Raw genomic sequence first — 4,705 nt, 5'->3', positions numbered from 1 at the left:
AACCAGTAAAAATCCACACAAGTTGTTCTTCATAATCTCTTAATGATCTTCTTAATGCTTCGTCAGCATCAAGCTAGGTCGGCTATATTACACTTTCTTTCCAGAAAGTCAACTAGAAATGTTAATTTATTTTCCAACCCATTCTCAAAACCTAGATCCAACCTATTCAGCTAAATCCTTGTTTTTCAACAAGTTTTAATCAACATCACCGCCGATGGATGTGCATTCTACAGTATTTCATATCCAATGCAACCTCTTTTGTAAAATTTAATTATATTTTCTTAACAAGTGATTATATTTTCTACAAAATCACTCTTTTTTCACGGTTAATTCACATTTTTTGTGCAAATATACTTTAGTAAACTGCTTTCAACTCTCGCTATAATGGCGTTATTCTGTTCGTACTTACTATTTATTTAATAAGACTAATATTCAGCTTTTATTCTAGGATGTTTTTATGCAGTACTCTCAACTTCTTTGGGTCAGTATGTTAAGTATTGGTTTAGCTGCACCCGCTTACGCCCAACAACCTGAGATTGCAGGCAATAAAGTTGCTGACGATACTGCATTATCTACATCTGATGAGTTGTCTGCCACAAATGATAATAATCAGCCTTCAGACAACGATACTGCTAACGCCTCAAACCCTGCTTTAGAAAATTCAGTTAATACCAATGGATCTATCAAAGATTTAAAAAATTTAAAAATTGATAACTTCAAAGTCAATGCAACAGCAGCATTACCTGAAAATGAAAAAGATCCACTTCAACCTTTAAACAGACAAATCTATGCATTTAATGATGTTGTCGATCAAAATGTCTTGCGCCCTATAGCTGTGCAGTACGTTGATAAAATTCCAGAACAAGTTAGAGATTCAGTACGTGGCTTCCGAGACAATTTGGGTGAGCCATGGAATGCTGTAAATCAGGTTGCTCAAGGTCGCTTTAAACGTGCCGCACAAACGTTTGGTCGTTTTACATTAAATACAATTACAACGCTTGGTTTCGCTGATCCTGCACGTCGCTTATCTCTTCCGATGGAAGATGAGGATTTTGGAACTACTTTAGGCTATTACGGTGTCCCTTCTGGTCCTTACCTTGTTCTACCCTTTATGGGCCCAAGCACCTTCCGTGATACTGTTGGCCGCGTAGTAGATAGTCAAGCACGCCCTCAAAAATACCTACTGGATGGTCATGATCGTATTTATTATAGTGACTGGGCACTTAGCGCATTAGATACACGTGCTCAACTTTTAGAGATTGAACAAGTCTTGCAAGGTGATAAGTATGCAGCAATGCGTGATGCCTACTTACAACGAAAAAACTATGTTATTGCTGAAAAACGCGGTTTAGAAACTGGTTCTGGACTATTTATTGAAGATGATTTTTCAGATGATGAATCCTTCATGGATGAATCTATCGAATCTGAATAAAAGCCATATGTAAGTTAAAGTCTAAATCTTTTGTTTTTAGACTTTAACTTGGCGTTCGATATAAGTTCGTCTAAGATAGTTTTATAAATAAAGCATTTAGGATTGATTCTTTCATCTATGTATTTCATTCAACCCACTCGTGACATCCATCTTCTAGATAGCGTTCTAGAGGCTCTGCCGAGTTTACAAATGATTCATATAGATGATCTTCATCTTTACGATTCAACCATCATTGCCATTAGTGATGTTAATGATTTTCTGCAATATAAATGGACTCTCCCTACGATCGTGATAGGTCATGCAGATGAGGGACTTCAACTCTCGCAAGCATGGGAACTTGGCGCACTCGCTGGCTGGATTTGGGACCGTCTTCCAAAAGATCTCGCAAAATCGATTGCTAAAATTGAAGCAAAATACAAACGCAATCAGGACAGCCGCGACCTGCCCTCTGCAGCTGAATTACAAAAAAAACTATTACCCAACCCAATCGACCTACTTAATTATAAAGTCGAGACTTTATTTCAACCGTCAGCTTACTTATCTGGTGATTGGTATGATTATTGGAAACTCAGTGATCGTGAAATCTTATTTTATCTCGCGGATGTTTCTGGACATGGTGTAACAAGCTCACTTCTTACCTCTTGGATGGCTGCATTTCACGGTAGATCGAAAACCCCACGAGAACTCCTCAAAAAACTTAATGGCATGCTTTTACAAGAGAACATCGAAAAGCATATTACAATGATTGCAGGCACATTGAATCTAGAGACCCACCAGCTTAAGTGGTCAAGCGCAGGGCATTACCCTCCAGCAATTATCTTTGAACCTAATCAGGATGCTCGCATCCTCAACACCAGCAGCTTTCCCTTAGGTCTTACTGAAGATCTCGAAATTGAAGAGTTTGAATGTACGTTGAATCGTGGAGCTCGTTTTATTATTTGCTCAGATGGTGCACTTGAACCTTTTGATGGTGGATTGAATGAACAATTTACACAATTGGTCTATCACTTGCAAAATCAATCATTCGAAGTTCCTGAACATGTTGCAGATGATATTGCAATACTCAGCTTCCAACGTCTAAATTAAGTTAATAATCAATAGTGTAGCTGTTTATAAATCGATCTACGACTGAAGACTACTTGAGTATCGACTTGCGCTATGTGATAATTTTAGCATCCTTTCTGCAAATGGCATTTATATGTCAACAGGTCATGTTGAATATGCAAGCTTGGATGGTACGCACATTTTCAAACTCATTGGAGAAGTGCGCGCTCAATCTTGTATAAGCCTTGATAAATTATTATCTCGGATTGAACAACAACAAAACGTCGTAGGCGCAATTGTTGATTTAACCCAAACTACATTCATAGACAGTACTGTGCTTGGAATCCTCGCAAAACTAGGATTAAAGCTCAAACAAGTGCATCAAGTTCAAGCTGTTATGTTATCTACTAACCCAGATATCACTACACTTGCGAACAGTATGGGTCTTGGTCAGGTTTTCGTAATTTTAAACTATTGCGGAGATCCGAATGTGTGCACGCGCGCTTTATTGGACGAACACATCACACATAATGCAATGCTTTCAACTGTATTAGATGCTCATCGTACATTAATGAAATTAAATGCTGATAACCAAAATATGTTCGAGCCTTTGGTTAAACAATTAGAACAACAACAAGATACCATCGATCACAGCATCTGATATTCTCTTAAGCATACTGAGCGCTTAAGGAGAACCTCATGACAACCTTACTTTCTGTCACTCAAATGAACTCCCAAAATGATATTGAAAATAACTTTCAAGTCATTGAATCATTGTTAGCAAAAAGTAAGAATCAAGGGGCCTCCTTGATCGTTTTCCCGGAGAATTTCGTTTGTTTTGCGGCAGGCAAACAGCGTGAGACTGCTGAACGATTTGAAGAAATACAATCTCGTTTAGAACAACTTGCTCATCAATATCAAATGTGGATTGTTGCTGGGACACTCCCCTGTCCTTTTCGCCCAGACGGCACCATTGTGCCAGATGGTCGTGTCAGAACAACTAGTCTTTGTATTAGCCCTGAAAAGACAGAAGCACGTTATGACAAGATTCATTTATTCGATGTTCAAGTCGGTGATGCGGTAGGTGGATATCAAGAATCTAAGTTTTTTGAACCAGGTGATCAAACCGTCATTGCTAAAACTCCATTTGGCAATATTGGTTTAATGGTCTGCTATGACCTTCGTTTTCCTGAACTTGCTTTAAAGCTGCGCGTACAAGGTGCAAATATTTTAACAGCACCTTCTGCTTTTACTTACACGACAGGTCAAATGCACTGGCAATTACTTTTACAAGCTCGTGCCATGGACAGTCAATGCCAAGTTTTAGGCTCAGCTCAACAAGGGTGGCACGGTGAAAAAAGACAAACCTGGGGTCACTCTGGTGCTGCGAATTCTCGTGGTCAATTTTTAGATATCACCTCTGAAGAAGGTGCTCAAATGATTACAGTTCCTTTTGACATCGATGAACAGAAAAAAATTAGAGAATCGATGCCATTAATTCAGCATCGTAAACTTATTCAGCTTTGACCTGCTCACACATAAAAATTGAATACCAAGCTTTACAAAATTACCGATTATCATTCCTTTTAAATCAGAGAGTATAGATATTCACCTATACTCTATCTGGAAGGAATTATGTCATTAGAAAAAGTTGTTTATACCGCACATGCAAAAGCTACTGGTGGGCGTGATGGTCGTGCTACATCATCAGATCAAATTTTAGATGTTCAGCTCGCTGTACCAAAAGAAATGGGTGGTCCCGGTGGTGGAACAAATCCAGAGCAATTATTTGCTGCTGGTTATTCTGCATGTTTCTTAGGTGCGATGAAATTTGTTGCCAACCGCGATAAATTGAAAATCACACCAGAAGCTTATATTGAAGGCGAAGTGAGTATTGGTCCTATTCCAACTGGTTTTGGAATAGCAGCCACTTTAAATATTCATCTGAAAGGCTTGGATAAAGAGGAAGCTCAAAAGCTGGTAGATGCTGCTCATATCGTTTGCCCATATTCAAATGCAACACGTGGCAATATCGATGTGACCTTGAATGTGATTGTTTGATCAAGTTGTTTCTATCCTAAAAATCACGCTGATATGCATATGCATCTCAGCTTTTTTAACGCTGTAGGTTAAGTTCATGTTATTCACCAATTAAAATGTCTATGCGAAAAACCATTTAAAATGTCCTGTTTTTAACCACAAGAGTCAAGCACAGGATTTAAATTTCTT

Annotated in this window: 5 protein-coding genes; all 5 read left to right on the top strand. The window is 38.5% G+C overall.

Annotated features, from left to right (window positions below; genetic code table 11):
* The first annotated feature begins 457 nt into the window (after window positions 1–457).
* The 5 genes from AC1M9D_RS13850 to AC1M9D_RS13830 all read left to right on the top strand — a co-directional run bounded on the left by AC1M9D_RS13850 (window position 458) and on the right by AC1M9D_RS13830 (window position 4,537).
* On the top strand, window positions 458–1,432 hold the full coding sequence (locus AC1M9D_RS13850; RefSeq protein ID WP_481612420.1) for an MlaA family lipoprotein: 975 nt from the start codon (window positions 458–460) through the stop codon (window positions 1,430–1,432).
* A 117-nt stretch (window positions 1,433–1,549) separates the two neighbouring features.
* Complete coding sequence (gene gigA, locus AC1M9D_RS13845; protein ID WP_035268527.1) at window positions 1,550–2,518, top strand: RsbU family protein phosphatase GigA; 969 nt, start codon at window positions 1,550–1,552, stop codon at window positions 2,516–2,518.
* A gap of 112 nt (window positions 2,519–2,630) precedes the next feature.
* A complete protein-coding gene (gene gigB / locus AC1M9D_RS13840; RefSeq protein ID WP_035268529.1) occupies window positions 2,631–3,137 on the top strand; it encodes an anti-anti-sigma factor GigB in 507 nt (168 codons plus the stop codon).
* Between the two features lie 38 nt (window positions 3,138–3,175).
* On the top strand, window positions 3,176–4,003 hold the full coding sequence (locus AC1M9D_RS13835) for a carbon-nitrogen hydrolase family protein (RefSeq protein WP_180028500.1): 828 nt from the start codon (window positions 3,176–3,178) through the stop codon (window positions 4,001–4,003).
* A 108-nt stretch (window positions 4,004–4,111) separates the two neighbouring features.
* Entirely contained in the window at window positions 4,112–4,537 is a 426-nt protein-coding gene (locus AC1M9D_RS13830) for an organic hydroperoxide resistance protein (protein WP_481612419.1), read from the top strand.
* Window positions 4,538–4,705 lie beyond the last annotated feature (168 nt).

This window comes from Acinetobacter sp. ANC_7682 (assembly GCF_056779795.1).
Note: the sequence above shows the minus strand (reverse complement) of the source record. Positions and strands in the feature narration are given on the sequence as shown.